Source organism: Streptomyces sp. NPDC001070, from assembly GCF_053598835.1.
In genome coordinates this window covers 173,335-200,326 of sequence record NZ_JBSFLB010000013.1, presented here as the reverse complement: position 1 = coordinate 200,326, position 26,992 = coordinate 173,335, and the positions used below count along the sequence as shown (strand labels likewise).

Below are 26,992 nucleotides of genomic sequence, written 5' to 3'. Positions count from 1 at the left end.
TCACTGACGGGTCAGGGGGGCGTCCCGGGCATCGGCGACCATTCCGACGATGCGCCGGCCGCCGAGCCCGGCGCCGAGCAGTCCCAGCCCGTCGAAGAGCAGCGCCAGTGAGAAGAAGGCACCGATGACGTAGAGGCTGCTCTCCGGCCAGTTCGCCAGGACCAGGACGGCGAGCAGGATGCCGATCGCGCCCTGGATGATCGTCCACACCATCTGCGGTCCGCGCACGACCAGCCCGCCGAACAGCCGGAAGATCCCGCCGGTCAGGAAGAGCAGCGCCGCGAACATGGTGAGCGCGGCCGCGGTCTGTTCGGGGTTGCGGATGACGACGACCCCGGCGGCGATGTAGAGGGCCGCGACGACCAGGGCGAGCCAGAAGAAGTTGGTATTGCGGTTCTGCACCGCCTGGACCAGGCCGACCACGCCGCCGATCAGCAGCAGCCAGCCGAACAGCAGCATCGAGGTGATGGTCGCGAATCCCACGTAGAACAGCCCGACCAGGCCGCCCACGACGAGGATCGCGCCCAGGGCGGCGACCCAGCCGAAGCTGCGCTTGATCCCGGCCTCCGGGGGCTCCGGATGCTTCTTGCGTCCCTTGAACGGGGCCATGGCCGCCGCCTCCTTGCGCTCGTCGGGAGCCAGTCGGGAGCTACTGGTTCATATACCCGATTTGGCGGCGGACGGACCGGGATAGGATCCCGCTCCGGCGGCCTCCGGCAGCCGCGAGGACGACGAGATGAGGGATGCGGGCATGTCCGAGCCGTCCGGGCCCGGCCTGCTGGTCGACACGACGGGCGCCACCGCCACCGTGACCATCAGCAATCCGGCCAAGCGGAACGCGATGACCGTGGCGATGTGGCGGGAACTGCCCGGCCTGCTCGACGGGCTCGCCGCCGACCCGGCCGTACGCGTCCTGGTGCTCACCGGCGCGGGCGGGACCTTCTGCGCCGGCGCGGACATCTCCGACCTGCGTGACCCGGCGAGCGGTTCCGGCGCCGCGCAGAGCGCGGCCGTGGAGGCGGAGGAGGCGCTCGCCGCCTTCCCCAAGCCGACGCTCGCCGCGATCCGCGGCTACTGCGTGGGCGGCGGCTGCCAGCTGGCGGCGGCGTGCGATCTGCGCTTCGCCGCGGAGGGCTCGCGCTTCGGGGTCACTCCCGCGCGGCTGGGCATCGTCTACCCGGCGTCCTCGACGCGGCGGCTGACCGGCCTGGTCGGCCCGTCTGCCGCCAAGTACCTGCTGTTCTCGGCGGAGCTGATCGGCCACGAGCGGGCGCTGCGGACCGGGCTGGTCGACGAGGTGCTGGCGGAGGACGGGCTGGACAAGCGGGTCGAGGAGTTCGGCGGTGTGCTGGCCTCCCGTTCACTGCTGACCCAGGCGGCGGCCAAGGAGTTCGCCGCGCCCGATCCGGATCCGGGGCGGATCGAGCACTGGGCCCGGCAGGCGGAGGGCAGCGACGACACCGCGGAGGGCGTCGCCGCGTTCCTGGAGCGCCGCGAGCCGCGCTTCACATGGACGGTGGCGCGGTAGCGCGGCCCGCCAGGTGCGGCGGCAGCGGCACGCCGTCGCGCAGCGCCGGGTCGGGAACGGGCGCGCCCCACGCGGTCGTGAGCGGCAGGACACCGGCCCAGACGGGCAGTGCGGCGTCGGGGCCGTCGCCGTCCTCGGGCGGACCGGTGCGGATCTTCACCGATGCCTCGTCGGTGGCCAGGGCGAGCAGCGTCGTCGCGGCGAGCTCCCGGCGGTCCGGGCGGCGGGCGTGATCCCACTGCCCGGGGGCGCACTGCTCGGTGAGCACGCGCAGGCCGTGCAGCTTCTCCTCGGGGTCGGTGACGGTGCGGGGGGTGCCGAGGACCATCGCGCTGCGGTAGTTGACGCCGTGCTCGAAGACCGACCGGGCCAGGACCAGGCCGTCGACATGGGTCACCGTGACGCACACAGGGGCCTGCGGGGCGGGGCGCAGGCTGCGGCTCGCCACGGAGCCGTGGAGGTACACGGTGCCCGCGGCGTCGTCGTATCCGTACACGGTGGGCACGGCCAGGGGCGTGCCGTCGACGACGACGGCGAGGTGGCACACGAACCCCGCGCCCAGCACGGCGTCCAGGTCGTCGCGGGAGACGCTGCCCTGCTCACGGAGGCGGCGGTGGCGGGTGCGCTCGGTGACGGGGAGGGTGCGTCCTGGGGCTGGCATGGGCGGGGCCTCCGAGGGGGTTGCGTGGCTTCTGGGCGCCGAGGCTAGTCATATGAGCGGCACGACGCCATGTCCTCCACGGAATCGGTGGCGACCGCCGCCCGGACGACGGAATCGGTGTTTCGGCGATCCGGGTCTCGGCGACATGCCGACCGGTCGGTAACCTGCTGGTATGACCGCCACCGTCCCCGCCCCCGCACTCGAACCGCGCGCCGGCCGGCGCTGCCACAACGCGCTCAACCCGCTGCACTCGGTCGTGTACTTCTCCCCCGAGTACGACGACGGCCTCGCGGCGCTCGGCCTGGAGCGCGGCGCCATGGCCTACTTCGCCGGACGGGCCGCGCCGCTGGGCGCCGTGTCGGCCGGGACGGTCACCGCCACGTTCTACAACTTCAACCACGCGATCATCACTCCGGTCATCCCGCGCGCCTGGGAGCTGGCCGCCCCGGGAGCGGTCGTCGAGGCCCGGCTGCGCGTCGCCGACACCGTCCTGAACAGGCTGCTCGGACCCGAGGTCCTCGCTTCCGCCGATCTCGCCGACGCCGCCCGCCTCGCAGTGCGCGCCGCCGAGGCGTGCACCCGCGAGGCCCGGCCCCTCTACGCCGCCAACGCGGAGCTCCCCACGCCGGAGCGGCCGCACCTCGCGCTGTGGCACGCCGCCACCTTGCTGCGCGAACACCGCGGCGACGGGCACCTCGCGGCGCTCGCCGCCGCCGGACTCGACGGGCTGGAGGCGCTGGTCACCCACACCGCCACCGGCAAGGGATTCACCCCGCGCTTCGTGCGGCGCAGCCGCGGCTGGTCCGCGGAGCAGTGGGACGCCGCGCAGGACCGGCTCCGCGAGCGCGGCCTCCTCGACACGGCGGGCGACCTCACGGACCGCGGCGTCGAACTGCGCCGCGAGATCGAGGGCGTGACCGACCGCCTCGACCGCGCCCCGTACGAACACCTCGGCGCCGCCGGCGTCGACCGCCTCACCTCGCTCGCGGGCGCGCTCGCCCATCGCCTTCTGAGCAACGGCGGCTTCCCCCTGGAGCACTTCGGCAAGGGGTGAGGCGGCGGCGCGTGCCCGGTACGGCAAGGCACGCGCGGGAGTTGACGCGACCGTCGGCAGCGCCGCCTCCCGCTGCGGCAGGATGGGGCGGGTGGGGACGAGGCTCAGCGCTGACGAAGTGAGGGCGTGGCGGGCCCGGTCGCAGGGGCTCGCGGCGGGGCCGCGCGACGGGGCCGTGGCCGACGCGGTGCGCGGCGCCGCGGCGCTGCAGGCGCAGGACGTGAAGGCGTTCCGGCTGCAGGTGCGGGCCCGGGGCGCCGGGCCGCTGGCCGGGGACGTGGACGGCGCGTGCGGCGGCGAGCGGCGGGAAGTCGTGCGGACCTGGCTGATGCGAGGCACGCTGCACGCGGTGCCCGCGGAGGACGTGCGCTGGATGAACGCGCTGCTCGGCCCGCGGTACACCGCCGCCGCCCGCGGCCGCCGCGCGCAACTCGGCCTGGACGGAGCCACGTTGGCCCGCGCCCTGCCCGCGCTGGAGACCGTGCTGGCCGGGCGTCCGCCCATGCCGCGGGACGAACTCGTCGCGCGTCTGGGCGAGCACGGGGTACGCCTCGACCCGCGCAGCCAGGCACCCGCGCATCTGCTGCTGTACGCGGCCGGAGCGGGCCTGGTCTGCCGGGGCCCGGAGGCGGCGGGCGACACATCGACATATGTACTGCGCGAGGAATGGCTGGCGGGCGTCGAGGGTCCGGACCTCGACGGGGACGACGCCCTGGCCGAACTCGCCGTGCGCCACGCCCGCGCGTACGGCCCGGTGACCGAGGCCGACCTCGCCCGCTGGTCGGGGCTGCCGCTCGGGCAGGCCCGGCGCGGGGTAACCGCCGCGGGCAGCCGGCTGACCACCGTGGCCGGGCCCGGCGGCCCGATGCTGGTGGCCGCCGGGACGGCTCCTCCCCCGCCCGCCGGACCATTCGTACGCCTCACCGGGCACTTCGACCCGTACCTCCTGGGCTATCGCGACCGGGATCTGCTCCTGCCGCCCGCCGCGGCCCCGCGCATCGCCACGGGGGGCGGCCTGCTGATGCCCTGCGTGCTGGCCGACGGCCTGGTCGTGGGGACGTGGCGGCACGCGTGGCACGGAGGGTGCCTGGAGTTGCGGGTGGAGGCGTTCGGCGACGCGCCGGACGACGCCGTGCGGGAGGGCATCGCCGCGGAGGTGGCCGACATCGGCCGGTTCCTGGGCGCGCAGACCCGGTGGCGGCTCGTGGACCGGATCTGAGCGCCACCCGGCGACGGGGGCAGGGCGCCGGAGCTTTTCCGCGTTCGTGATCCTGCCCCTCGCACCGGGCGACATGATGTGGGCATGGCTTTGTCGACGGCGTTCACGGAGATGTTCGGCGTGCGGTACCCGATCGCACTGGCGCCGATGGGCGGGTCGGCCGGCGGCGCGCTGGCCGCGGCCGTCTCGCGCGGCGGCGGGTTCGGGATCCTGGGCGGCGCGTACGGCGACCCGGAGTGGCTGGCACGTGAGGCGCCGATCGTCGCGGGCACCGAACGGCCGTGGGGCGTCGGTTTCCTCACCTGGGGGATCGAACTCGCCGCGGTGGAGCTGGCGCTGAGCTACGGCCCCAGCGCCGTGATGCTGTCCTTCGGTGATCCGAGCCGGTACGCGGAGCATGTCCGCCGGGCGGGGGCTCTGCTGATCCTCCAGGTCACGGATCTGGAGGAGGCGGAGCGGGCCGTGGACCTGGGCGCCGACGTGATCGTGGCCCAGGGCACCGAGAGCGGTGGGCACGGGGCCTTGCGCGGGCGGTCCACCTTGCCGTTCGTGCCCGCCGTGGTGGATCTCGTGGCCCCGGTGCCGGTGCTGGCAGCGGGCGGGATCGCCGATGGACGCGGTGTGGCGGCGGCCCTCGTGCTCGGCGCCGCCGGAGCGCTCATCGGCACCCGCTTCCAGGCCACCACCGAGGCCCTGGCCGATCCCTCGATCACCAAGGCGATCCTCGAGGGGCGGGCGCAGGACACCGAGCGCAGCACCGTGCTGGACATCGCGCGCGGCTCGGCTTGGCCGTCGAAGTACTCCGCCCGCACTCTCGGCCACCCCTACCTCGACCGCTGGCGTGGCCGGGAGGCCGAGCTCACCGCCGACGCCGAGGCCCTTCAGGGGTACCAGGACGACGTGGCACGAGGCGCCGTGCCCCCGCTGCCGGTCTGGGCGGGCGAGGGGGTCGACCTCGTCAACGACCTGCCCTCGGCGGAGCACCTGGTCACCGCCATGGCCACCCAGGCCCAGGACGCCCTGGTCCGGGCCGGAGGCCGCTGACCCGGGCCCGAGGCCGCCGACCCGGCAGCCGTGCAGGCTCCGGACCCGGGCGCCGGATCAGGGCGTCGGCGCGGCCGGGGAGCGCGTGCTCGGCCGGTTGCGGGTGACCTCGCGGCTGTCGCTGCCCGCCGAGCGCTTCTCACCTCGGGCGGCGCCGATGCCGGCGACCACCACCAGCGCGGTCCCCGCCGCCTGCAGGACGGTCGGGATCTGGGAGACCAGCACCATCGCGGCGAGCAGGCTGACCGCGGGCTCCATGCCCGCGAGCGTGCCGTAGGCGGTCTTGCCGATGCGCTGCAGGGCCTTCATCTCCAGCAGGAAGGGCACCAGGGGCATCAGGACGGCGATGCCCGCCACCGCCGCGACGACCGTCCAGCTGCCGCCCGAGACGACACCCGGGGCGCCGAAGGGCGCCGTGAAGACGGTGGCGACGCCGAGGGAGACGGCGAGGCCGTGCTGCGCGGAGAAGCGGCTGCCCACGTGCTGGGTGCCGATCACGTACAGCGCCCAGCACGCGCCGGACGCGACCCCGAACAGCACCCCGGTGAGGTCCGCGCCGCCCTGCCACGGCGAGGTGAGGCACAGGACGCCCGCCGCCGCGAGCAGCAGCCAGGCCAGCTCGCGGCGCTGCCGCAGGGAGGCGACGGCGACGGCGAGCGGGCCGAGGAACTCCAGCGCGGTCGCGGTGCCCAGCGGGATGCGGTAGGCGGCCTCGGAGAAGAGCAGCATCATGCCGCCGCTGACCGCCCCGAGCAGCACCACGGCCACCAGGTCCCGGCGCGGGGCGGCGCGCAGAGCGGGCCACAGTGAGCGGCCGGTGAAGGCGAGCAGCAGCAGCGCCGCGAAGCCGACGCGCAGCCAGGTCGTGCCGGCCGGACCGATGTCGTCGAAGAGCTCCGTCGTCAGCGCGCTGCCGGTGTGCAGCACCGTCATGGCGGCAAGGATCAGCACGGCGCCAGGTATGCGGCGGGACGTAAAAGTATGCGGCTCGGACACGGGACCCATTGGACACGGCGCCCGTTGTTTCTGTCCACGAGTCATTGGCGGACGCATTGTTTACGATCAGTGGATGATCGATGGGTCCGACCAGCTTCCCGACCTCGGCCGGCTGCGCCTGCTGGTCGAGCTGAGCCGCCTGGGCACGATGGCCGCCGTCGCCGAGCGCACGGGCTACGGCACCTCGGCGGTCTCCAAGCACCTCGCCGTTCTGGAGCAGGAGGTCGGCACCCGGCTGCTCACCCCCGTCGGCCGCAGGGTGCGGCTCACCCCGGCGGGCGAGCGCCTGGTCGGGCACGCCGTGGGCATCCTCGCGGCGGTCGAGGAGGCCCGCGCCGAACTGCGCGGTGAGTCCGCCCCGGCCGGCCGGGTGCGGCTGGCCAGCTTCGTCAGCGCCGTCGAGCCGACCGTCGTGCCCGCGCTCGGCCGGCTGCGGGACGAGCACCCGGGCATCGAGGTGCAGCTGTACGAGCACGAGCCCGAGCAGACCCTCGCGCTGCTGCTGTCCGGGGACATCGACCTCGGCGTCGTCTACGACTACAGCCTCGTGCCGCGCACCGTCCCGGACGGCCTCAGCGCCCGGTGGTTCGCCACCCAGCCCATGCTGCTCCTGCTGCCCGCGGACCACCCCCACGACCCCGGCCCGGACGGGCCGGTGCCGCTGTCCGGGCTGAGCCGGCTGTCCGGGGCCGGGTGGATCACCAACTCGCGCGGCAGCGACGACGACGAGCTGGTGCAGCGCGTGTGCGCGCTGGCCGGGTTCACCCCGCGCATCGTCCACCGCGTCGACAGCCTCCACCTGGTGAACCTGCTCACCGGGGCCGGGCTCGGTGTCGCGCTGCTCGCCGAGTCGGGGGTGGAGCGGCAGCGCGCGGACGTACTGGCCCGCCCGCTGGACCCGCTGGTGGGCACGCGACGGCACTTCCTGGTGGCGCGCGCCGGGCAGTGGTCCTGGCCGCCGATCGCGACGGTCGCCCGGCTGCTCACGGGGTGAGCGCGTGCCGGGCGACCGCGGATCTCGGGGAAAAGAGCGTCCCGGGGATCAGCGGACGATTCTGACGGGTTCCTCGCCGGATCCGCCGGCCCCGGCGACGCCGGCCGCGTCCTGCCGGGACACGCCGTACGCGCACGGCATCGCCGGATGCCGGCCCAGCAGCACGACGCCCGCGGCGATCGCGGCGAGCCCGGCCGCCTCCCAGGCCAGAGCGCCCGGTGTGACCCGTACCCGGTCGCCGAGGAAGCCGACGCCGCAGGCGATCCCGGCCAGCGGCTGGGCGGCGGTCAGCGCGGGCAGCGACAGGCGCAGCGGGGCCGTCTCGAAGGCGCTCTGCACGAGCATCAGCCCGGTCAGCCCTATCGCGGCGACGGCGTACGGCTGCCAGTGCACCAGGAGCGCCGCGACACCCTCGACCTCGGCCACCTGACCGGAGATGCGGGTAAGAGCGTCCTGGAGGCCGTAGAGCAGCCCTGCGGCCAGCGCGAGCACGGTGGCCTCGGGCGACGGGCGCAGCCGTCGTGCGCAGGCGACCAGCAGCAGCGCCAGGCCGACGACGACGCCCACGACCAGCCAGTGCCGCAGCGCCCCCGCGGGCGGCCCGCCGCCCGAGGGCCGTCCGGCCACGATGAACGCCGTGACGCCGAGCGCCAGCAGCGCCACGCCCGACCAGCCGTGCCATCCGAGTCTCTGGCCGGTGACGCGGCGCGAGAGCGCCATCGCGAAGATCAGATTCGTCGCGGTCAGCGGCTCGACGAGGGACACCTCGCCCTGGGTGAGCGCGAGGGCGCTCAGCACCATGCCGCAGATCATCAGGAAGACGCCGAGCAGCCACTGCGGCATGCGCATGAGATCCAGCAGGAGCCGGAAGGAGAGGAAGTCGGACAGCGGAGCGCGTTGGGCCGCGAGCTGCTGGAGGACGAAACCGAGCCCCAGGCAGCACGCAGCCCCCACCCCGAGCAGGAATACGGCCACCTCGTCAACCTCCCGGTGTCGCCGACTGGCCCGACCTTAGCCCCTCACCCGTCTTGATCGCGACGATTGTCCGCCCGCGACAGCCGGCCTCCCGACGGGAGCGACGCGACGGGGTGCCGCGTGGTACGCCTGCCCCGTACCCGCACGGGCAGGCCCGCCACGATGCCGCGGATGAAGTGCAGCTCGGCGACGACGTCCGCGAGCGTCCCGCACTCCGGGGCGGTGGGGAGCTCCGGCGGGCCGGCCGCCGGGGGCCGCCCGTCCAGGGTGTCGGCGACCGCCGTGAGCGCCGCGACCACCTGGGCGCCCTCGGGGTCCGAGGGACGTGGCGCCCCTTGCTCCATTCGGACGACGCAGGCGGTGGTCGCGTCCACGATCCGCTCGGAGGCGGCCACCACGCGGAACCAGTCGCCGTTGCCGCCGCGGCGCGAGGGCAGTTCCGCGGCGAGGGTCTCGGCGGCGACGCGGGCCTCGCCCAGGGCGCTGTAGGCGGCCCGGCGCAGCACCCTGCGGTCCTCGGGGCGCTCGTCGGCGGGCGCGCTCAGGACGTGGTCCAGGTAGACCCCGGTGCGCCGCTGCGCCAGGGCCAGCAGATGGCCGACCCTTGCGGTGGGGTCGGTCAGCGGTGGCAGGTGGCCGACGACGAGGACGATCGCGCAGGCGATCGAGGTGTCCAGCAGCCTGGACAGGGCCGCCTGGGTGTCGCCGCCGGCCCAGACGAACGCCAGCACCATGATCGTGACGGCCACGGTCTGCAGCGCGAAGTGCCGCGCCGCGAAGGGGAGGAGCGCGCCCGCCACGGAGGCGCAGACCGCGGTCCACCAGATCCCGCCGCCCAGGACGGAGGCCACCGCGGCGAAGATCAGCACCCCGAGCGCCGTGCCGAAGAAGCGGTTGACGACACGGGAGAACAGCGGTCCGATGTCCGGCTTCACCAGGAACGCGGCCGTCAGCGGCAGCCAGTACCAGTGGTCGGCGCGCAGGGCCAGGGCCACGGCGGCACTGGCCGTGACGCAGACGGCGACCTTCAGCCCGTACTCCCGGCCCACGGGCCCGAGGACGCGGCGGCGCAGCATCGGCGCCGCCCGGCGGGCAGGGAGCGGCGCGGCGTCCTCGGGGCGGTCCGTCTCCGGAGCCGTGCGGGCGAAGACGAGGGCCGCGCGCAGCATCATGGCGTCGAAGGCGGTGCGGGCCGCAGTGGTCGCCCCGGGCGCCGGAAGGGGACCGGGCGGCGTTCCCGTCCGCAGGGCCTTGGCGAGCCGCCGCGGGCCGTCTCCCGTCCCGGGCGGCAGGGGACGGGCCTCCCAGAGCAGGGCCGTGGCGGCGTCGGTCAGCTCGGTGGCCACGCCGAAGCGCTCGGCGAGCAGCAGTTCCTCGTCGCGCACGGGGATACGCAGCAGACGGCGGCTGAGCCGGCGCAGCCTCACCGCCTCGTCGCCGCGGTCGAGGGCGGCGCTGAGCCGCCGCCGCGCCGCCTCCGCGCCGGGCCCGCCGACGGCGTCGAGGGCGTCGGCGAGGGCGTCGAAGACCCGGGCCAGCGAGGCGCGCTCGCCCTCCAGCGCGCCGCCGGCCGGGCGCAGTGGGCGCAGCACGAGCCGCAGCAGGAGCAGCCAGCCCGCTCCGGCGAGGAAGCACAGCGCCCTGTACCAGGGCCCGCCGGGCAGCGGCAGGCCCATCCCGATCACCGTGGCGGCCAGCCCCTGCATACCGGCCCGCGAGCAGACCGGGCCGACCACGCTGGCCGCGCCTGACAGCGCGCCCGTCGCGAACAGCACCGGCAGCGCCCACCAGCCGCTCACCGCGTCCTGCGTCACGGCGCCCGCCAGCAGGCCGAGCGAGGCGATGAGCGCGGGCAGCCCGATGTTGACGACGCCCGTCCGGCGCGTCCCCGGCAGGTCGTTGAATCCGGCGAACAGCGCCCCGAGCCCGGCCAGCACCCCGATCTCGACCCGCCCGAGCGCGATCCCCAGCGCGAGCAGCGGCCCCGCCGCCAGCGCGCCGCGCAGCACCGCCGGCCAGGGCACGGGACCCCGCTGCCAGCGCAGCGGATGGGCCAGCCAGGACGGCAGGGCGAGGGAACGGCGGCCGGGGCCACGGAGCAGCACGGGCATCCTCACGGGACAAAGACGATCTCGGCGTCGGGAAAGACGCAGGCCAGGGCGCGTCAGGCCGCGGCCTCCCGCTTGTCAGCCTATCGGCCGCCGGTGTCCCCGCCGCTGCGCGGCCGTTGCGGCGCGATGTCGCGGCCGCCCGCGCCGCTGCGGGAACGCCGCCCGCACCGGCCGCCGCGCGGGCCCTGAGCCCCTCGTGCGGACGACATCCCCCTCCGCCCCGCGACGCGGACGACGTCAGTAGCGCGTGATCGCCGTCTCGCCCGACTCGGTTCCGATCGCGATGTGGGGGTGGCGGTCGGGGTCGGCCCAGGCCAGGACGCGGCGCATGGCGCGGGCGGGGACCGAGACGCAACCTGCCGTGGCGCCGCGGCCGTTCACGTGGAGGAAGATCCCGGCGCCGCGCTCCCGCACCGGGTGGCGGTAGTTGAAGCCGATGACGAGGGCGTGCGCGTACCGCTCGGCGTAGTCGGCCAGGTGCTCGGACCCGCCGGGGGCGCAGTCCTCGGGCAGGGGCTCGACCCAGCGGTTGCAGGAGGCGGAGGCGTTGTCCTGGCACCACCAGGACTCGTCGGTGACCGGCAGGTACTGCTTCGTCGTGCCGGGCGGCGCCGGCTCGGTGCCGAAGGCGAACGGCAGGTCGTACAGCCCGGTCGGGGTGGTCGAGGTGTCCTGTAAGCGGGTCCCGCCGTCGGTCAGGCCCCCCGCGCCGAAGCGGGCACCTGTGGAGCCCGCCAGGACCCAGCGGCCATCGCGCCGGTCCCACCAGCTCAGCGTCCCCGTCGTGGCGTCCGGGGCCGCGGCGACCGCGGTGATCAGCTGGGTGCCGACCCCGGTGTCCGCCATGCGGTCCGGGAGGGACGGCGGCGGCCACGGGCCGGCCGCCGCCGTGCCGGCCACGACGGCCGGCACGGCGAGGCGGGTCAGGGCCGCGCGGAGGCTCAACCCGGGAGCTGCGCCTCGATCGCGGCGACGATCTCGTCGGCCTCCGGCTCGGTGCGCGGACGGAAGCGGCCCACGACCTGGCCGTCGGTGCCGATGAGGAACTTCTCGAAGTTCCACTGGACGTCGCCGGCCTGGCCCTCGTCGTCGGCGGTCTCGGTCAGCACGGCGTACAGCGGGTGCCGGTCCTCACCGTTGACGTCGGACTTCTCGAAGAGCGGGAAGCTGACCCCGTAGGTGGCGGAGCAGAAGGTCGCGATCTCCTCGGCCGTGCCCGGCTCCTGGCCCGCGAACTGGTTGCTGGGGAAGCCCAGCACGCTGAACCCGCGGTCGGCATACCGCTTCTGCAGCCGCTCCAGGCCCTCGTACTGCGGGGTCAGACCGCACTTGGAGGCCACGTTGACGATCAGCAGGGCCTTGCCCCGGTGGTCGGCGAGGGAGGCGGGCTCACCGGTGAGGGTGCGCAGCGGGATGTCGTAGATGCTCACGTTTGAACTCCTCGTTACAGGGCGCGGACGGACCACAGGTCGTCCATTCAACCCCGGTCACGGTGCCGATCTTCCCATGGGAGGGGGTCGGGGGCGCGGCCCCGGCGCGGCGTCAGTGCTCGGTGACCCGCCCGGAGTCCACGCCGATGCGGCGGGTGGTGTGGACGGCCTCGAGCATGCGGCGGTCGTGGGTGACCAGCAGCAGGGTGCCGTTGTAGGAGGCGAGGGCCGACTCGAGCTGCTCGATGGCGGGCAGGTCGAGGTGGTTGGTGGGCTCGTCGAGGACGAGGAGGTTCACACCGCGGCCCTGGAGGAGGGCCAGGGCCGCGCGGGTGCGTTCGCCCGGGGAGAGGGTGGCGGCGGGGCGCAGGACATGCGCGGCCTTGAGGCCGAACTTGGCGAGCAGGGTACGGACGTCGGCGGGGCTCACGTCGGGGACCTCGGCGCCGAAGGCGTCCAGCAGCGACTCTCCGCCGAGGAAGAGCTTGCGGGCCTGGTCCACCTCGCCGACGACGACACCGGGACCGAGGTGGGACACGCCCGCGTCCAGGGCGACGCGGCCGAGGAGGGCGGCCAGGAGGGTCGACTTCCCGGAGCCGTTGGCGCCGGTGATGGCCACCCGGTCGGCCCAGTCGATCTGCAGGTCGACCGGCCCCAGGGTGAAGCCGGAACCGCGTCGCACCTCCGCGCCGCGCAGGGTGGCGACGACCGCGCCGGAACGGGGCGCGGCGGCGATCTCCATGCGCAGCTCCCACTCCTTGCGGGGCTCCTCGACGACGTCCAGGCGTTCGATCATGCGCTGCGTCTGGCGGGCCTTGGCCGCCTGCTTCTCGGTGGACTCGGCGCGCAGCTTGCGGCCGATCTTGTCGTTGTCGCTCGCCTTGCGGCGGGCGTTGCGGACGCCGTGCTCCATCCAGTTGCGCTGCGTGCGGGCACGGGCCTCGAGGCCGGCCTTGGTGTCGGCGTACTCCTCGTACTCCTCGCGGGCGTGGCGGCGGGCGGTCTCGCGCTCCTCCAGGTAGGAGGTGTAGCCGCCGCCGTAGGTGTTGACCTGCTGCTGGGCGAGGTCGAGTTCGACGACCCGGTTGACGGTGCGGGTGAGGAACTCGCGGTCGTGGCTGACCACGACGGTGCCCGCCTTCAGGCCCTTGACGAAGGCCTCCAGGCGCTCCAGGCCGTCCAGGTCGAGGTCGTTGGTGGGCTCGTCCAGGAGGAAGACGTCGTAACGGCTCAGCAGCAGGGAGGCGAGGCCGGCGCGGGCGGCCTGCCCGCCGGACAGCGCGGTCATCGGGAGGTCGAGACCGACGGTGAGCCCGAGCGAGTCGGTGATCTCCTCGGACCGCTCGTCGAGATCCGCGCCTCCGAGGGCGAGCCAGCGCTCCAGCCCGTCGTTGTACGCGTCGTCCGCGCCCGGAGCCCCGTCGACCAGTGCCTGCGTCGCGGCGTCGAGCGCGGCCTGGGCGGCGGCGACCCCGGTGCGCCGGGCCAGGAAGGCCCGTACGGTCTCGTCCGCGCGGCGTTCGGGCTCCTGCGGCAGATGGCCGACGGTCGCGGTGGGCGGGCTGAGCCGCAGCTGCCCCTGTTCGGGCGCGCTCAGGCCGGCGAGCATGCGCAGCAGCGTCGACTTGCCGGCGCCGTTGGCGCCGACGAGGCCGATGACGTCGCCCGGGGCGACGACGAGGTCGAGGCCGGAGAAGAGGACGCGGTCCCCGTGGCCGGCGGCGAGATCCTTGACGACAAGAGTGGCACTCATCAGGGTGCCGATGCTATCGCCCCGCCAGGCCGGTCCCCGCGGCCCGGCAGGGCGCCCCGGAACGGCCGCCGGCCGTCCGCGATCCAGGGAGGGAACGTCCCATGCCCAGCAAGAAGGCCCTCGTCCGCCGTCCGGGTCCCCGCCTCGCCGAGGGGCTGGTGACCCACATCGAGCGTTCGCCCGTCGACGCCGCGCTCGCCTCACGGCAGTGGGAGGGATACGTGGCGGCCCTGCGTGCGCACGGCTGGGAGACGGTGGAGGTGCCGCCGGCCGACGACTGCCCGGACGGCGTCTTCGTGGAGGACACCATGGCCGTCTTCCGCAACGTCGCGCTGCTCTCCCGGCCCGGTGCCGCCTCCCGGCGCCCGGAGACGGCCGGGGCCGAGGAGGCGGTCACCGCGCTGGGACTGTCGGTCAACCGGGTCCGCGAGCCGGGCACGCTGGAGGGCGGCGACGTCCTGAAGGTCGGGGACACCGTCTACGTGGGCCGGGGCGGGCGCACCGACGCCGACGGCATCAGGCAGTTGCGGGCCGCGTTCGAGCCGCTCGGGGCACGTGTGGTCGCGGTACCCGTCACCAAGGTGCTCCATCTGAAGTCCGCGGTGACGGCGCTGCCCGACGGCACGGTCATCGGGTATCCGCCGCTGGTTGACGACCCGTCGGCCTTCCCCCGCTTCCTTCCGGTACCGGAGGAGCCGGGGGCACACGTGGTGCTGCTCGGCGGCGGCCGGCTGCTGATGGCGGCGAGCGCGCCACGGAGTGCGGCGGTCCTGGACGACTTGGGATATGAGCCTGTATTGGTGGACATCAGCGAGTTCGAGAAACTCGAGGGCTGTGTGACCTGTCTGTCCGTCCGCTTGCGGGAGCTGTACATCTGACGGCGGGTTGCCTTTTGCCTGGCACCTAACCTACGGTTTCGTAACTTACGATTCCGTAGGCACTCTCAGCGAGCCCTCAGGAGCCCAGCGTGACCATTGCCCCGTCCCAGAGCACCGGATCGGAAGCATGGAACGACACCAGGCTGCTGTACGCCCTGGAGGAGGTCGTCGAGACCGAGATCAACCGTCACCTGAAGGCGGCCAAGGAGTGGATGCCCCACGAGTACGTCCCGTGGAGCCAAGGCCGTGACTTCGACGGGGTGATGGGCGGGGAGGCCTGGGCGCCCGAGCAGTCCAAGGTCACCGAGATCGGCCGGATATCGCTGGTGGTCAACCTGCTCACGGAGGACAACCTCCCCAGCTACCACCACGAGATCGCCACCCTCTTCGGCCGGGACGGCGCCTGGGGCACCTGGGTACACCGCTGGACCGCGGAGGAGGGCCGGCACGCCATAGTCATGCGCGACTACCTGCTCACCACGCGGGCCGTGGACCCGGTGGAGCTGGAGCGGCTGCGCATGCACCACATGTCGGAGGGCTTCGAGTCCGACAACGCGCACAGCATGCTGCACTCGGTGGCGTACGTGGCGTTCCAGGAACTGGCCACCCGCATCTCGCACCGCAACACGGGCCGCGAGTCGGGCGACCCGCTGTGCGAGCGCATGCTGGCGCGCATCGCGACCGACGAGAACCTGCACATGGTCTTCTACCGCAACCTGCTGGGGGCCTCCCTCCAGCTCGCTCCGGACCAGACCATGCGGGCGATCCGGGACGTGGTGGTCGGCTTCCGCATGCCGGGGCACGGCATGCCCGGCTTCGAGCGTTCCGCGGCGCGGATCGCCATCGGCGGCATCTACAACCTCCGCATCCACCACGACGACGTCCTGCAGCCCGTACTGCGGCACCTGAAGGTGCTGGAGGTGTCCGGGCTGGGGCCGGAGGGCCTCAAGGCCCAGGAGGAACTGGGCTTCTTCATGGGCGAGCTGGACTGCCAGGCCCGCAAGTTCGAGGAGCGCAGGGACGCCCTGCTGGCGCGGCGCGCCGCCCGCGCCTGACGGAGCCGCACGCGGCGGGGCGCCTCTCCGGGGGCGCCCCGCCGCGACGGCCGGGCGCCGCCCGGAAACGCCCGGAGATGCCCGGAGACGCCCGGAGACGGCAATCAGGCGTGCGCGGGCCCCAGGGCCCATGCCGCGGCGGAGAGCGTGGCCATCGACAGCAGCGTGGAGAGCATGACCGCGTCGCGGGCGAGCGCGGTGCTCAGCTGGTACTGGCGCGCGTAGATGAAGACGTTCTGCGCGCTGGGCAGTGCGGAGAGGATCACCACCGCGAAGAGCTGGTGGGCCGGCAGATGCAGGACGAGACTGCCGACGGCGAACGCGGCCAGGGGCTGGACAAGGGTCTTGATGACGACGGCGGCCCCGACCTCCGCCCGGATCGCGACGCCGGTGGCGGGCGGGCGGCCGTGCAGCGACATGCCCAGGGTGATCAGCGCGGTCGGCACGCCCGCGTTGCCCAGCAACCCGACCGAGTGGCCGAGGGCGACGGGAAGCCGCCAGCCGGCCGCGGAGACCGCGCACCCGAGCGCCGTCCCCAGGATGACGGGGGTGCGCAGCGGCAACAGCAGCATGCGGGCGGCGCCGTTGTCCCCCCGCCACCCGCGGGCACCGGCGGTGCCCGCGTCGAGGACGGCCAGGATCACCGGGGTGACCAGCAGCACCTGGAACAGCAGCACGGGGGCGACGAACGACGCGTCGCCGAGGATCTGCACCGCCACCGGGATGCCCAGGTTGGCGGAGTTGACGTATCCGGCGGCCATGCCGCCGATCGCCTGGTCGGGCAGGCGCCGGCCGAAGATCCACCGGCTGGCGGCGAACCCGAGCAGGCAGGCCAGGGCCGTTCCCGCCGCGAACGCGATCATGGACGCGTTCGCGAAGGTGCCCAGGGGTGTCCTGGCGACCATGGTGAACAGGGCGGCCGGCATGGCGACGTTGAACACGAAGCCGCCGAGCACGGACTCCGCCTGCGGGCCCAGCAACCCGGCGCGGCCGACCGCGTAACCCGCCGCACTGAGCACCCATATGGGGGCGAAGCCGGACATCAGCGGTGACAGGGCGTGCATGGAACCTCGGGTTGTCCGGTGGGCCGTCGGGCCGGGCCCGGGATCGCCGGGCGGCCCGGTGCAGTCAATCAGGCGGTCCCCGGGCCGCCGCGCGGGGGCCGGTGCGAAAAATCATGCAAGCACGCTTGATTGTTTCCGGCCGCGGTGCCAGCCTGTGACGCGCACGGCTTCGCTGACGCTGCGTCATTCAGGGGGACCTTTGTCCGACCCCACACCCGTACTGGACGATCTGCGGGACGAGAGCGAGGGCCTGGACGCCCTGGTCGCCCCGCTCCCGGAGAGCACGTGGGCGACGCCGACGCCCGCCCCGGGCTGGACGATCGCCCACCAGATCGCCCATCTGGCCTGGACCGACCGGCAGTCCGTGCTGGCGGTGACCGACCCGGAGGGCTTCGGCTCCGTGGTGGAGAAGGCCGCCGCCGCGATCGACACCTTCGTCGACGAGGGGGCCGAGGAGGGCGCGGCCCTGCCGCCCGCCGCACTGCTGGCACGCTGGCGCTCGGGGCGGGCGGAGCTGCAGGCCGCGCTGCGGGCGCAGCCGCCCGGGACGCGCTTCCCCTGGTTCGGGCCGCCGATGAGCGCCGCGTCCATGGCCTCGGCGCGGCTGATGGAGAGCTGGGCGCACGGCGAGGACGTCGCGGACGCCCTCGGCGTGCGGCGCGCGCCCACCGCACGGCTGCGGCACGTGGCGCGGATCGCCGTGCGCGCCCGGGACTACGCCTACTTCGTGAACGGGCTGACCCCGCCCGGCGAGGAGTTCCGGGTCGAGCTGACCGCCCCCGACGGCTCGCTGTGGACGTACGGGCCGCAGGACGCCGCGCAGCGCGTCACCGGCCCCGCGCTCGACCTCTGCCTGCTGGCGACCCGCCGCCGGCACCGCGCCGACCTGGCCGTGCGCGCCGAGGGCGAGGACGCCGAGCGCTGGCTGGACATCGCGCAGGCCTTCGCGGGACCGCCCGGACCGGGGCGCGAACCGGGTGAGGGAGGTACGGCATGAACGCCGAGAACCGTACGAGCATGCTGGAACGCCTCGCGGAGCTGGAGGCCGAGCACGAGAAGGCGCTCGCGGGCGGCGGCCCCAAGTACGTGGAGCGGCACCGGTCGCGGGGCAAGCTGACCGCCCGGGAACGGGTGGAGCTGCTGCTGGACCCGGACACCCCGTTCCTGGAGCTGTCGCCGCTGGCCGCCTGGGGCAGCGAGTACCCGGTCGGCGCCTCGCTGGTGACGGGCATCGGCGTCATCGAGGGCACCGAGTGCGTGATCACCGCCAACGACCCGACCGTGCGCGGCGGGGCGAGCAACCCCTGGACGCTGAAGAAGGCGCTGCGGGCCAACGAGATCGCCCTCGCCAACCGCCTCCCGCTGGTCAACCTCGTGGAGTCGGGCGGAGCGGACCTGCCCAGCCAGAAGGAGATCTTCATCCCGGGCGGCGCGCTCTTCCGGGACCTGACCCGGCTGTCGGCGGCCGGGATCCCCACCGTCGCCGTCGTGTTCGGCAACTCGACGGCCGGAGGCGCGTACATCCCCGGGATGTCCGACCACGTGATCATGGTCAAGGAGCGCTCCAAGGTGTTCCTCGGCGGCCCGCCGCTGGTGAAGATGGCCACCGGCGAGGAGAGCGACGACGAGTCGCTGGGCGGGGCGGACATGCACGCCCGTACCTCCGGCCTCGCGGACTACTTCGCGCTGGACGAGCCCGACGCGCTGCGCACGGCCCGCCGGGTGGTGGCGCGGCTCAACTGGCGCAAGCAGGGCCCCGCCCCGGCCGCCGCGTACGACCCGCCGCTGTACGACGAGGACGAGCTGCTGGACCTCGTCCCCGCCGACCTGAAGACCCCCTTCGACCCGCGCGAGGTCGTCGCGCGGGTCGTGGACGGCTCGGAGTTCGACGAGTTCAAGCCGCTGTACGGGCCGAGCCTGGCGACGGGGTGGGCACGCGTGCACGGCTATCCCGTCGGCGTCCTCGCCAACGCGCAGGGGGTGCTGTTCAGCGCCGAGTCGCAGAAGGCCGCGCAGTTCATCCAGCTCGCCAACCAGCGCGACATCCCGCTGCTGTTCCTGCACAACACCACCGGCTACATGGTGGGGCGCGAGTACGAGCAGGGCGGCATCATCAAGCACGGCGCGATGATGATCAACGCCGTGTCCAACTCGCGCGTCCCGCACATCTCCGTCCTCATGGGCGCCAGTTACGGCGCGGGGCACTACGGCATGTGCGGCCGCGCCTACGACCCGCGCTTCCTGTTCGCCTGGCCCAGCGCCAAGTCGGCCGTCATGGGGCCCGCGCAGCTCGCGGGCGTGCTGTCCATCGTCGCGCGGCAGTCGGCCGCCGCCCGGGGGCTGCCCTTCGACGAGGAGGCCGACGCCGGGCTGCGCGCGATGGTGGAGCAGCAGATCGAGTCCGAATCCCTGCCGATGTTCCTGTCGGGCCGGCTGTACGACGACGGGGTGATCGACCCGCGCGACACCCGCACGGTGCTCGGCGTGTGCCTGTCGGCGATCCACAGCGCACCCGTCGAGGGCGCCCGCGGCGGCTTCGGCGTCTTCCGGATGTGAGGAGCACGTGACCGTGATCGCATCAGTGCTGGTGGCCAACCGCGGCGAGATCGCCCGCCGGGTCTTCCGCACCTGCCGCGACCTGGGCATCGCCACGGTCGCCGTCCACTCGGACGCGGACGCGACCGCACCGCACGTACGGGAGGCGGACGCCGCCGTGCGGCTGCCGGGCAACGCGCCCGCCGACACCTATCTGCGCGGCGACCTGATCGTGAAGGCCGCCCTCGCGGCGGGTGCCGACGCCGTCCACCCGGGCTACGGGTTCCTCTCGGAGAACGCCGAGTTCGCCCGGACCGTCATCGCGGCGGGCCTGACCTGGATCGGGCCCGCGCCGGAGGCCATCGAGGCGATGGGTTCCAAGACCCGCGCCAAGCGCCTGATGGCCGAGGCGGGCGTGCCGGTGCTGGAGGCCGGGCCGGGCGACCTGCCCGTACTGGTCAAGGCGGCGGCGGGGGGCGGCGGGCGCGGTATGCGCGTCGTCCGTGAGGCGGCCGTCCTGGAGCAGGAGCTGGCCGCAGCCCGCGCCGAGGCGCTGTCCGCCTTCGGCGACGGCGAGGTCTTCCTGGAGCCGTACATCGAGGACGGCCGCCACATCGAGGTGCAGGTGCTGGCGGACACCCACGGAACGGTGTGGACGCTGGGCGAGCGCGACTGCTCGGTGCAGCGCCGCCACCAGAAGGTGATCGAGGAGACCCCGGCGCCCGGTGTCACCGACGAGCTGCGCCGGACGCTGCACGAGGCGGCCGAGGCGGCTGCCCGCGCCATCGGCTACGTCGGCGCGGGGACGGTGGAGTTCCTGGTGTCGGCGGACGGCAGCCCGTACTTCCTGGAGATGAACACCCGCCTCCAGGTCGAGCACCCGGTGACCGAGTGCGTCTTCGGCGTGGACCTCGTCGCCCTGCAACTGGACGTCGCCGAGGGCCGTGAACTGCCCGCCGCGCCCCCGGCGCCCTCCGGGCACGCCGTGGAGGCCCGGCTGTACGCGGAGGACCCCGGCCGCGACTGGCAGCCGCAGGCCGGCACCCTGCACCGCTTCCGCCTGCCGGAGGCGCCAGGGCTGCGGGTCGACGCGGGCTTCGGCGACGGCGACCGGATCGGCGTGCACTACGACGCGATGCTCGCCAAGGTCGTCGCCCACGCCCCCACCCGCCCCCAGGCGCTGCGGCTGCTCGCCGGCGCCCTCGAACGGGCCCGCGTGCACGGTCTGGTGACCAACCGCGACCTGCTCGTACGGGTGCTGCGCGACCCTGACTTCGCCGGGGGACGGCTGTCCACGGCCTTCCTGGACCGCCTCGGCCCGGCACCCGCCGAGGACGAGGGCGCGGCGCGGCTGGCGGCCCTGGCCGCCGCGCTCGCCGACGCCTCGGGCCGCCATCGGCTCGGCGGCTGGCGCAACGTACCGTCGGCGCCGCAGAGCAAGACCTACCGCGCCGAGCCCTCCGGCACGGAGTACGAGGTCCGCTACCGCCTCGGCCGCGGCGGCCTCGCGGCCGAGGGCCACCCGGACGTACGCCTGCTGGAGCACGGGCCGGCACACGTGGTGCTGGAGGTCGCGGGGGTGCGCCGCGCCTTCGGCGTGGCCGTCTACGGGGACGAGGTGTGCGTCGACGGCCCGTCGGGCGCCCACCGCTTCACCGCGCTGCCGCGCTTCCCGGACCCGGTCGCGCAGCTCGCGCCCGGCTCGCTGCTGGCCCCGATGCCGGGCACGGTCGTCCGGGTCGCGGACGTCGCCGTCGGCGACAAGGTGGCGGCCGGACAGCCGCTGCTGTGGCTCGAGGCCATGAAGATGGAGCACCGCGTCGCCGCCCCGGCGGACGGTGTGCTCACCGCACTGCACGCCGAGGCCGGCCGCCAGGTCGACGTCGGAGCCGTACTCGCCGTCGTTCAGGAAGAGGATTCCCCATGAGCGGTACGCCCGCTGCGAACGGACCGACCGGCACCTTCGACAACGTCCTGCTGGAGAACGAGGAGCGGCGCGCGCTGCGCAAGGCCGTCTCCGACCTGGGCCGCCGCTACGGGCGCGCCTACTTCCTCGACGCCGTGCGCGAGGGCAGGCACACCGACAAGCTGTGGCAGGAGGCCGGTGCCCTCGGCTACCTCGGCGTCAACCTGCCCGAGGAGTACGGCGGCGGGGGCGGCGGCCTGGCCGAACTCTCCATCGTGCTGGAGGAACTGGGCGCGGCGGGCTGCCCGTTGCTGCTGCTCATCGTCTCCCCCGCGATCTGCGGGACGGTCATCGCGCGCTTCGGCACGGAGGAGCAGAAGCGCCGGTGGCTGCCGGGTCTCTCGGACGGCTCGACGCGGATGGCGTTCGGCATCACCGAGCCCGACGCCGGGTCCAACTCCCACCGGCTGACCACCACGGCCCGCCGCGACGGCTCTGACTGGCTGCTCACGGGGCGCAAGGTCTTCGTCTCCGGCGTCGACATCGCCGACGCGACCCTCATCGTGGGGCGGACCGAGGACGCGCGGACGGGCAAGCTGAAACCGTGCCTGTTCGTCGTCCCGCGTAGGACGCCGGGCTTCGAGTTCCGGGCCATCGACATGGAACTGTCCGCGCCGGAGAAGCAGTTCCACATCTACATGGACGACGTGCGGCTGCCCGCCGACGCCCTGGTGGGCGACGAGGACGCGGGGCTGCTGCAGCTGTTCGCCGGTCTCAACCCCGAACGCGTCATGACGGCCGCCTTCTCGATCGGCATGGGCCGCTTCGCGATCGCGGCGGCCGTGGACTACGCCCGCACCCGGCAGGTGTGGAAGGCACCCATCGGCTCGCACCAGGCCATCGCCCACCCGCTGGCGCAGGCCCACATCGAGCTGGAACTGGCCCGGCTGATGATGCAGAAGGCCGCGTTCCTGTACGACAGCGGCGACGACATGGCGGCCGGCGAGGCCGCCAACATGGCGAAGTACGCGGCGGCCGAGGCGGGCGCGAAGGCCGTCGACCAGGCGGTGCACACCCTCGGCGGCAACGGCCTGACGGCCGAGTACGGCCTGGCCTCCCTCCTCACGGCCTCGCGCGTGGGTCGCATCGCACCGGTCAGCCGGGAGATGATTCTCAACTACGTCTCGCACCACACGCTGGGTCTGCCCAAGTCCTACTGAGCACGTCCTACCGAGGAGGGGGAACGGTCATGGCACAGCCGGCCGTGTTCCACAGCGAGTACCCCGCGGTTCCCGCCATCGACCTGCCGATCCACGAGGCGGTCCTGGGCCACGCCGCCGAGTTCGGCGACCGGCCCGCGCTGATCGACGGCGTGGAGGGGACGACCCTCACCTACGCGCAGCTCGACTCCTTCACCCGCCGTATCGCGGCGGCGCTGGCGGAGTCGGGCCTGCGCAAGGGCGACGTCCTCGCCCTGCACAGCCCCAACACCATCGCCTATCCCGCGGTCTTCTACGGCGCCACGCGCGCCGGTGCGGCCGTCACCACGGTGCACCCGCTCGCCACGGCGGAGGAGTTCGCGCGGCAGCTTCGCGACAGCGGCGCGTCGTGGATCGTCACCGTCTCGCCCCTGCTGGAGACCGCCCGCAAGGCCGCCGAACAGGCGGGCGGTGTACGGGAGATCCTGGTCTGCGACAGTGCCGAGGGCCACCGCTCGGTCCTCGATCTGCTCGGCTCCACCGCGCCGGAGCCGGAGATCGCCTTCGACCCGGCGGAGGACCTGGCCGCGCTGCCGTACTCCTCGGGCACCACCGGTGTGCCCAAGGGCGTGATGCTGACCCACCGCAACATCGCCACCAACCTGGCCCAGCTGGACCCGACGCTTTCCATGGGTCCCGGTCACCGCATCCTGGCCGTGCTCCCGTTCTTCCACATCTACGGGCTCACGGCGCTCATGAACGCCCCGTTGCGCAAGGGCGCGACGGTCGTGGTGCTGCCTCGCTTCGACCTGGAGCAGTTCCTCAAGGCGGTGGAGACTCACCGGGTGCAGGGCCTGTTCGTGGCCCCCCCGATCGTGCTGGCGCTCGCCAAGCACCCGGCGGTCGCCACGCACGACCTGAGCTCCCTGGAGTACGTGCTGTGCTCGGCGGCACCGCTCGACGCGGAGCTGGCCCAGGCCTGCTCGAAGCGGCTCGGCCTGCCGCCCATCCTGCAGGCGTACGGGATGACGGAGCTGTCGCCGGGCACCCATGTGGTGCCGCTGGACGCGCGCGACGCGCCGCCCGGCGCGGTCGGCAAGCTACTGCCCAGCACGGAGATGCGCATCGTCCCGCTCGACGAGGACACGGCCAGCGACGGCACCGGGGAGATCCACATCCGCGGCCCGCAGGTCATGAAGGGCTATCTGGGGCGGCCCGAGGAGACCTCCGCCATGATCGACGACGAGGGCTGGCTGCACACCGGCGACGTCGGACGGGTGGACGCCGACGGCTGGCTCCACGTCGTCGACCGGGTCAAGGAGCTGATCAAGTACAAGGGCTACCAGGTGCCGCCCGCCGAGCTGGAGGCCGTGCTGCTCACCGATCCGCGCGTGGCGGACGCCGCCGTGATCGGCGTCGTGGACGACGACGGCAACGAGATCCCCAAGGCGTACGTCGTGCCGCAGCAGGGCTCCGCCCTCACCCCGGACGAAGTGATCGCGCACGTGGCCGGGCAGGTCGCCCCGTACAAGAAGGTGCGGCGGGTCGAGTTCACCGACGCGATACCGAGGGCCGCGAGCGGCAAGATCCTGCGGCGTGAACTGCGCGCCCGCGAAAGGGGAACCACCTGATGACCGACGACGCCGCGGCACCCTTCGTGCGGAGCGCGCACGACCGGGGGATCACCACGCTGACGCTGGACTCCCCGCACAATCGCAACGCGCTCTCCGCACGCATGGTCGACGAGCTCTCCGACGCGCTGGCCCGGGCCGGCAAGGACCCGGCCACGCGGGCGGTGCTGCTCACGCACACCGGCGGCACCTTCTGCGCGGGCGCGGACCTGAAGGAGGCGGCCTCGCCGGAGGGGCCCCGGCGGCTCGTGGCGCTGCTGCGGGCGATCGTCGAACTGCCCAAGCCGGTCGTGGCGCACGTGACGGGGCACGTGCGCGCGGGCGGGCTCGGGCTGCTGGCTGCCTGCGACGTCCCGGTGGCGGGGCCGGGCGCGAGCTTCGCCTTCACCGAGGCGCGGCTCGGCCTCGCCCCGGCCGTGATCTCGCTGACGGTGCTGCCGCGCATGGACCCCCGGACCGCCGGACGTTACTACCTGACGGGGGAGGTGTTCGGCGCCGCGGAGGCCGTCCGTGCCGGGCTGGTCACCGCCGGGGAGGAGGCCCTGGACGGCATCCTCGCGGGGCTGCGCGCGGCGTCGCCGCAGGGGCTCGCCGAGTCCAAGGCGCTGACCACGGCGGCGGTGCTGCGCGTCTTCGACCGGGACGCGGCCGCCCTGACCGAGCAGTCGGCACGGCTGTTCGGCTCGCCCGAGGCGGCGGAGGGGATGCGGTCGTTCCTCGAACGCCGGGCGGCGCCGTGGGCCTTGTGAGCACCACCCGTACGCCCAAGCAGGACCGCAGCCGCGCCACGCGGCAGCGGCTGCTGGAGGCCGCCGTCGCCTGCCTGGCCGAACGCGGCTGGGCGGGCAGCACGGTGGCGGTGGTCGCCGAGCGCGCCGGGGTGTCGCGGGGGGCGGCGCAGCACCATTTCCCCACCCGGGAGGACCTGTTCACCGGAGCGATCGGGTTCGTCGCCGAGCAGTGGCTGGTCGCCCTGCGGGAGCACGCGCACGCCCTCCCCCGCGAGGGCGTGCCGCGCACGCACGCCGTCGTCGGCATGGTCGTCGACCTCTACACGGGGCCGATCTTCCGTGCGGCCCTGCATCTGTGGGTCGCCGCCGCGAACGAGGAGCAGCTGCGGCCCCGCGTCACGGCGCTGGAGGCCCGCATCGGGCGGGAGGCGCACCGGCTGGCCGTCGAGATGCTCGGCGCGGACGAGTCGGTGCCCGGGGTCCGGGAGACCGTACAGGCCACCCTCGACATGGCGCGGGGGCTGGGGCTGGCGAACCTGCTGAGCGACGACGGCGCGCGGCGCGCGGGCATCGTGCGCGAGTGGGCGGCCGTCCTGGACGGGGTGTTGCGCCGCGGTTTCTGAGTCGCCCGCTGTCGGCGACGGGTGAGAGGATCACCGTATGCGGAACGAGGCGGTATCCGCCGGTGAACTGGGCTTCCTGCTCGGGCTGGTGGACCCGGAGCAGGCCGTGCGGGCGCGGCGTCGTACGGGCGTCCCGGAGGAGGATCCGGCGAGGGTCGCGCAGCCGCCGGAGCGCATTCCGTGGAGCCCGCGGTGGCACGATCTGCCGGCCTCGGTGATCCTGTGGATGCTGCAGGAGGACGATCCCCGCGTCAACGCGCTGGTGTACTACCACGCGAACATCGACGACCGCGTGCGGTACGACATCCTCAACGGCCTTCCGTACGGCCCGGATCCGTCGCGCAGCGTGGAGGTGGCCGCGGAACTCTCCCGTTTTCACCCGCCGGAGCTGCGGCGGGCCTCCGGCCCGGAGGAGCTGACGGCCGCGTTGCGCGCCGTGACGACCATGAGTACGGGGCGTGCCACCGCGCTGATGGTGGGTCGCGCGGAGTGGTCGGTCGTGGCGGCGGCGGACCGCGAGGAGCCGCTGCCCGGCTACGCCCGCTGGGCGCCGGCGGTCCGGCCCGACTGCCCACCGGCGCTGCGGGCGCAGTTCGGCACGCACCGGAAGTTCTCGCACCGGCTCCGCATGGCGGGGGTCGTGGACGGCCCCGCGACGTACGCGACGGCGACGCGTCCGGCGCGTGACGCGCTGCGCGTCCTGGCCATGGGGCGCTGGGCGCCCGACCCGTGTGGCGGAGGCGCAGGCGGCGTTGCGGCCCCTCGTCCGCTCGGAGCTGGGCGGCGACACGGAGGCGTGGGCGGTGCTGGCGCAGCTGCTGCCGACGTTCGTCGGCACGTTGCCGGATCTGGTCACGACGGCGGGGGCGATCGCGGGCGGTGCCGGGGAGGAGCCGGTCGGGGACGAACCGGCCCGGGACGAGCCGACCGGGGAGGCGCCGGTCGCCGCGGAACCCGATGGCCCGTTGTCAGTGGCCTCTGGTAACACAGAGTCACAGGGGGATCGGGAGGATCCGGGGCGGGTACACGGGGGGCGGTCATGGGATTCGACGAGCGGCGAGGGCGGCGGCCCGTCGTCGGCCTCGCCGACCGGCGGGCGCTGGAGCGCCGGCGTCCGGCGGATCCGGCGGTCGTGGCGGAGGCACGGCGGCTGAAGGAGGCCGCGCTGCCCGACTTCGGGCTGACCGAGTCGGCGGTGGCGTCCTGGCTCTGTGCCGAGTGCCCGCATCAGATCGCCACGCGCCGTCGGCACAGCGGCCGTCGTCGCCAGCCACACCCCGTTGACGGCCTGCGGAGAGGCCCGCAGGTTCCAACCGGCGTATCCGCCTTGCCAAGGCGGCGGCGCCTGCCTCTGCGCTACGGACCCGTGTGCCCCCGGCTGCCCGGACGGCCGGCTTCGAACCGGCGTGATGCGTCCGGGCAAGACGGTGCGCCTGCCTCTGCGCTTCGTCCGGTCATTGAGCCGATGTGACCCCGGCCTGACGGGCCTGATCCGTCCCCGGCCCCGCGGCGCCCCGCGCGCCGCGGGGCCGGCCTGTCCGGGATCGGCGCCGTTCCCGGCCTACGATCGGGGCGCGCGTGTGCGTGTGCCCGCCGCTCGCCGTC

At 74.3% G+C, this 26,992-nt stretch carries 24 protein-coding genes and 1 tRNA gene; 15 read left to right on the top strand and 10 right to left on the bottom strand.

Annotated elements, in window-relative coordinates; translation table 11 throughout:
• The gene (locus tag ACWDAS_RS18285) at positions 1 to 609 is read right to left on the bottom strand and encodes an HdeD family acid-resistance protein (RefSeq protein WP_450391588.1); all 609 of its coding nucleotides are present in this window, start codon (positions 607 to 609) and stop codon (positions 1 to 3) included.
• A gap of 142 nt (positions 610 to 751) precedes the next feature.
• Between ACWDAS_RS18285 and ACWDAS_RS18280 the strand changes: the two genes are divergently transcribed.
• Complete coding sequence (locus ACWDAS_RS18280) at positions 752 to 1,528, top strand: enoyl-CoA hydratase/isomerase family protein (RefSeq protein WP_450391585.1); 777 nt, start codon at positions 752 to 754, stop codon at positions 1,526 to 1,528.
• On the opposite strand, the gene ACWDAS_RS18275 is transcribed toward ACWDAS_RS18280, so the two are convergent.
• Positions 1,506 to 2,189, bottom strand: coding sequence for a pyridoxamine 5'-phosphate oxidase family protein (locus tag ACWDAS_RS18275; protein WP_450391581.1), 684 nt, complete (start codon positions 2,187 to 2,189; stop codon positions 1,506 to 1,508). The genes ACWDAS_RS18280 and ACWDAS_RS18275 overlap by 23 nt on opposite strands.
• Before the next feature lie 172 nt (positions 2,190 to 2,361).
• Between ACWDAS_RS18275 and ACWDAS_RS18270 the strand changes: the two genes are divergently transcribed.
• The 3 genes from ACWDAS_RS18270 (at position 2,362) to ACWDAS_RS18260 (ending at position 5,506) form a co-directional block, all read left to right on the top strand.
• On the top strand, positions 2,362 to 3,243 hold the full coding sequence (locus tag ACWDAS_RS18270) for an SCO6745 family protein (protein ID WP_450391578.1): 882 nt from the start codon (positions 2,362 to 2,364) through the stop codon (positions 3,241 to 3,243).
• A 91-nt stretch (positions 3,244 to 3,334) separates the two neighbouring features.
• Positions 3,335 to 4,462, top strand: coding sequence for a winged helix DNA-binding domain-containing protein (locus ACWDAS_RS18265; RefSeq protein ID WP_450391576.1), 1,128 nt, complete (start codon positions 3,335 to 3,337; stop codon positions 4,460 to 4,462).
• An 84-nt stretch (positions 4,463 to 4,546) separates the two neighbouring features.
• The gene (locus ACWDAS_RS18260) at positions 4,547 to 5,506 is read left to right on the top strand and encodes an NAD(P)H-dependent flavin oxidoreductase (protein WP_450391574.1); all 960 of its coding nucleotides are present in this window, start codon (positions 4,547 to 4,549) and stop codon (positions 5,504 to 5,506) included.
• Between the two features lie 57 nt (positions 5,507 to 5,563).
• On the opposite strand, the gene ACWDAS_RS18255 is transcribed toward ACWDAS_RS18260, so the two are convergent.
• Complete coding sequence (locus ACWDAS_RS18255) at positions 5,564 to 6,457, bottom strand: EamA family transporter (RefSeq protein WP_450391571.1); 894 nt, start codon at positions 6,455 to 6,457, stop codon at positions 5,564 to 5,566.
• A gap of 118 nt (positions 6,458 to 6,575) precedes the next feature.
• Here ACWDAS_RS18255 and ACWDAS_RS18250 point away from each other — a divergent pair, with 118 nt between their 5' ends.
• Complete coding sequence (locus tag ACWDAS_RS18250; RefSeq protein WP_450391568.1) at positions 6,576 to 7,496, top strand: LysR family transcriptional regulator; 921 nt, start codon at positions 6,576 to 6,578, stop codon at positions 7,494 to 7,496.
• 48 nt (positions 7,497 to 7,544) lie between these two features.
• Here ACWDAS_RS18250 and ACWDAS_RS18245 read toward each other — a convergent pair whose 3' ends face one another.
• From ACWDAS_RS18245 to ACWDAS_RS18225, 5 genes are all read right to left on the bottom strand, one after another.
• On the bottom strand, positions 7,545 to 8,471 hold the full coding sequence (locus ACWDAS_RS18245) for a DMT family transporter (RefSeq protein WP_450391565.1): 927 nt from the start codon (positions 8,469 to 8,471) through the stop codon (positions 7,545 to 7,547).
• A 44-nt stretch (positions 8,472 to 8,515) separates the two neighbouring features.
• Positions 8,516 to 10,582 (bottom strand): FUSC family protein, encoded by a 2,067-nt coding sequence (locus tag ACWDAS_RS18240; protein ID WP_450391655.1) that lies wholly within the window; start codon positions 10,580 to 10,582, stop codon positions 8,516 to 8,518.
• A gap of 237 nt (positions 10,583 to 10,819) precedes the next feature.
• Positions 10,820 to 11,527, bottom strand: a complete 708-nt coding sequence (locus tag ACWDAS_RS18235; protein WP_450391562.1) for a L,D-transpeptidase family protein — start codon at positions 11,525 to 11,527, stop codon at positions 10,820 to 10,822.
• Positions 11,524 to 12,012 (bottom strand): glutathione peroxidase, encoded by a 489-nt coding sequence (locus tag ACWDAS_RS18230; protein ID WP_450391559.1) that lies wholly within the window; start codon positions 12,010 to 12,012, stop codon positions 11,524 to 11,526. The genes ACWDAS_RS18235 and ACWDAS_RS18230 overlap by 4 nt, the downstream gene beginning before the upstream one ends.
• Before the next feature lie 112 nt (positions 12,013 to 12,124).
• Positions 12,125 to 13,765, bottom strand: a complete 1,641-nt coding sequence (locus tag ACWDAS_RS18225) for an ABC-F family ATP-binding cassette domain-containing protein (RefSeq protein ID WP_450391557.1) — start codon at positions 13,763 to 13,765, stop codon at positions 12,125 to 12,127.
• A 101-nt stretch (positions 13,766 to 13,866) separates the two neighbouring features.
• On the opposite strand from ACWDAS_RS18225, the gene ddaH reads away from it, so the two are divergent.
• Complete coding sequence (gene ddaH / locus ACWDAS_RS18220; RefSeq protein ID WP_450391554.1) at positions 13,867 to 14,643, top strand: dimethylargininase; 777 nt, start codon at positions 13,867 to 13,869, stop codon at positions 14,641 to 14,643.
• Positions 14,644 to 14,732: 89 nt separating this feature from the next.
• A complete protein-coding gene (locus ACWDAS_RS18215) occupies positions 14,733 to 15,698 on the top strand; it encodes an acyl-ACP desaturase (protein ID WP_450391552.1) in 966 nt (321 codons plus the stop codon).
• A 104-nt stretch (positions 15,699 to 15,802) separates the two neighbouring features.
• Here ACWDAS_RS18215 and ACWDAS_RS18210 read toward each other — a convergent pair whose 3' ends face one another.
• Positions 15,803 to 16,762, bottom strand: a complete 960-nt coding sequence (locus ACWDAS_RS18210; protein ID WP_450391549.1) for an AEC family transporter — start codon at positions 16,760 to 16,762, stop codon at positions 15,803 to 15,805.
• A 199-nt stretch (positions 16,763 to 16,961) separates the two neighbouring features.
• Here ACWDAS_RS18210 and ACWDAS_RS18205 point away from each other — a divergent pair, with 199 nt between their 5' ends.
• Genes ACWDAS_RS18205 through ACWDAS_RS18170 form a run of 8 tightly spaced genes read left to right on the top strand, consistent with a single transcriptional unit; the run spans position 16,962 to position 26,372 of the window.
• Positions 16,962 to 17,759, top strand: a complete 798-nt coding sequence (locus ACWDAS_RS18205) for a TIGR03084 family metal-binding protein (protein ID WP_450391547.1) — start codon at positions 16,962 to 16,964, stop codon at positions 17,757 to 17,759.
• A complete protein-coding gene (locus ACWDAS_RS18200; RefSeq protein ID WP_450391545.1) occupies positions 17,756 to 19,318 on the top strand; it encodes an acyl-CoA carboxylase subunit beta in 1,563 nt (520 codons plus the stop codon). The genes ACWDAS_RS18205 and ACWDAS_RS18200 overlap by 4 nt, the downstream gene beginning before the upstream one ends.
• Before the next feature lie 13 nt (positions 19,319 to 19,331).
• Positions 19,332 to 21,224 carry an acetyl/propionyl/methylcrotonyl-CoA carboxylase subunit alpha gene (locus ACWDAS_RS18195; protein ID WP_450391540.1) on the top strand — a complete coding sequence of 631 codons (1,893 nt, stop codon included), beginning with the start codon at positions 19,332 to 19,334 and terminating at the stop codon, positions 21,222 to 21,224.
• Complete coding sequence (locus ACWDAS_RS18190) at positions 21,221 to 22,423, top strand: acyl-CoA dehydrogenase family protein (RefSeq protein ID WP_450391539.1); 1,203 nt, start codon at positions 21,221 to 21,223, stop codon at positions 22,421 to 22,423. The genes ACWDAS_RS18195 and ACWDAS_RS18190 overlap by 4 nt, the downstream gene beginning before the upstream one ends.
• 29 nt (positions 22,424 to 22,452) lie before the next feature.
• The gene (locus ACWDAS_RS18185; protein WP_450391536.1) at positions 22,453 to 24,033 is read left to right on the top strand and encodes a 4-coumarate--CoA ligase family protein; all 1,581 of its coding nucleotides are present in this window, start codon (positions 22,453 to 22,455) and stop codon (positions 24,031 to 24,033) included.
• On the top strand, positions 24,033 to 24,782 hold the full coding sequence (locus tag ACWDAS_RS18180; protein ID WP_450391533.1) for an enoyl-CoA hydratase family protein: 750 nt from the start codon (positions 24,033 to 24,035) through the stop codon (positions 24,780 to 24,782). Before ACWDAS_RS18185 ends, ACWDAS_RS18180 begins: the two co-directional genes overlap by 1 nt.
• Positions 24,770 to 25,387: a TetR/AcrR family transcriptional regulator gene (locus tag ACWDAS_RS18175; protein ID WP_450391531.1), complete on the top strand. Its 618-nt coding sequence runs from the start codon at positions 24,770 to 24,772 to the stop codon at positions 25,385 to 25,387. Before ACWDAS_RS18180 ends, ACWDAS_RS18175 begins: the two co-directional genes overlap by 13 nt.
• Before the next feature lie 37 nt (positions 25,388 to 25,424).
• Positions 25,425 to 26,372 carry a hypothetical protein gene (locus ACWDAS_RS18170; protein WP_450391528.1) on the top strand — a complete coding sequence of 316 codons (948 nt, stop codon included), beginning with the start codon at positions 25,425 to 25,427 and terminating at the stop codon, positions 26,370 to 26,372.
• A 396-nt stretch (positions 26,373 to 26,768) separates the two neighbouring features.
• Here the strand turns inward: ACWDAS_RS18170 and ACWDAS_RS18165 are convergent.
• Positions 26,769 to 26,841: transfer RNA gene (locus ACWDAS_RS18165), tRNA-Gly, on the bottom strand.
• Positions 26,842 to 26,992 lie beyond the last annotated feature (151 nt).

What these genes read in the sequence shown, in the direction of transcription:
- ddaH (WP_450391554.1), top strand. Translation starts at nt 13,867, where the DNA reads ATGCCCAGCAAGAAGGCCCTCGTCCGCCGTCCGGGTCCCCGCCTCGCC.
- ACWDAS_RS18285 (WP_450391588.1), bottom strand. Translation starts at nt 609, where the DNA reads ATGGCCCCGTTCAAGGGACGCAAGAAGCATCCGGAGCCCCCGGAGGCC.
- ACWDAS_RS18240 (WP_450391655.1), bottom strand. Translation starts at nt 10,582, where the DNA reads ATGCCCGTGCTGCTCCGTGGCCCCGGCCGCCGTTCCCTCGCCCTGCCG.
- ACWDAS_RS18170 (WP_450391528.1), top strand. Translation starts at nt 25,425, where the DNA reads ATGCGGAACGAGGCGGTATCCGCCGGTGAACTGGGCTTCCTGCTCGGG.
- ACWDAS_RS18275 (WP_450391581.1), bottom strand. Translation starts at nt 2,189, where the DNA reads ATGCCAGCCCCAGGACGCACCCTCCCCGTCACCGAGCGCACCCGCCAC.
- ACWDAS_RS18260 (WP_450391574.1), top strand. Translation starts at nt 4,547, where the DNA reads ATGGCTTTGTCGACGGCGTTCACGGAGATGTTCGGCGTGCGGTACCCG.
- ACWDAS_RS18225 (WP_450391557.1), bottom strand. Translation starts at nt 13,765, where the DNA reads ATGAGTGCCACTCTTGTCGTCAAGGATCTCGCCGCCGGCCACGGGGAC.
- ACWDAS_RS18250 (WP_450391568.1), top strand. Translation starts at nt 6,576, where the DNA reads ATGATCGATGGGTCCGACCAGCTTCCCGACCTCGGCCGGCTGCGCCTG.
- ACWDAS_RS18280 (WP_450391585.1), top strand. Translation starts at nt 752, where the DNA reads ATGTCCGAGCCGTCCGGGCCCGGCCTGCTGGTCGACACGACGGGCGCC.
- ACWDAS_RS18185 (WP_450391536.1), top strand. Translation starts at nt 22,453, where the DNA reads ATGGCACAGCCGGCCGTGTTCCACAGCGAGTACCCCGCGGTTCCCGCC.
- ACWDAS_RS18210 (WP_450391549.1), bottom strand. Translation starts at nt 16,762, where the DNA reads ATGCACGCCCTGTCACCGCTGATGTCCGGCTTCGCCCCCATATGGGTG.
- ACWDAS_RS18200 (WP_450391545.1), top strand. Translation starts at nt 17,756, where the DNA reads ATGAACGCCGAGAACCGTACGAGCATGCTGGAACGCCTCGCGGAGCTG.
- ACWDAS_RS18190 (WP_450391539.1), top strand. Translation starts at nt 21,221, where the DNA reads ATGAGCGGTACGCCCGCTGCGAACGGACCGACCGGCACCTTCGACAAC.
- ACWDAS_RS18180 (WP_450391533.1), top strand. Translation starts at nt 24,033, where the DNA reads ATGACCGACGACGCCGCGGCACCCTTCGTGCGGAGCGCGCACGACCGG.
- ACWDAS_RS18270 (WP_450391578.1), top strand. Translation starts at nt 2,362, where the DNA reads ATGACCGCCACCGTCCCCGCCCCCGCACTCGAACCGCGCGCCGGCCGG.